The sequence below is a fragment of the Lentibacillus salicampi genome (assembly GCF_004565465.1).
GTDB classification, from domain to species: Bacteria; Bacillota; Bacilli; order Bacillales; family Amphibacillaceae; genus Lentibacillus; species Lentibacillus salicampi.
Map to the genome: position 1 here is coordinate 1 of NZ_SRHY01000122.1, position 668 is coordinate 668.

At 45.1% G+C, this 668-nt stretch carries 1 protein-coding gene; it reads right to left on the bottom strand.

Annotated elements, in window-relative coordinates; all coding sequences use genetic code 11:
- A partial coding sequence (locus E4U82_RS19645; RefSeq protein ID WP_135111921.1) for a transposase occupies positions 1–668 on the bottom strand: 668 nt, incomplete at both ends.

Below are 668 nucleotides of genomic sequence, written 5' to 3' on the forward strand. Positions count from 1 at the left end.
CCACGAGCGGGCGCCGTGTATCGCCTGAGGTCTTTGGTAATTTTCATCTTGAACACTTTCTGGCATAGTTCTTCATTGGCTAAAGGACAGTCCTTGCATTCTTTTGGGCTGGTGTATTTCAGTGTTTCATACTTGGCGTCATAACTGTCATACCGATAAGAATGTTCCCGAAAACAAGTTGGCGCAAAATGCTTATCAAAACCAACTGGCTCCGGTTCATTACGCTTGTTATAGGCAATAACTGATTGGTGTCCCATGCTGTAAACCTGCTTGTAGATCGGCTCAAAATCATAACCGGCATCCATGGTTTCATAGCGGACGTTTGGAAGGAACAAACGCTCATCGACGCCCTTTAATAAGGGAATGGCGGCTTTACCGTCATTGAGATTGCCTGATGAGAAAAGAGACTGAAAGATATACTGGCTTGATGTTCCGACTGCTAGATGGCCTTTATAGCCAAACCAGAATTCGTTTTTTCCGGCACTGTTTTTCTTTACACCCCATTTGGGTTCTTGAGGAACTTCAGCGTGCAGATCCTCTAAAGAAGCGTCCAATTGGGCTTCAATTTTCTTGTCATAAAGAGGCAAGTTGGCCTCTTTTTCAGCTTGTTCTTTCAGCCATTGTTCCCGTTCTTCCTTGGATTTGCGCCCGCGTTTTTTCGGTTCAGG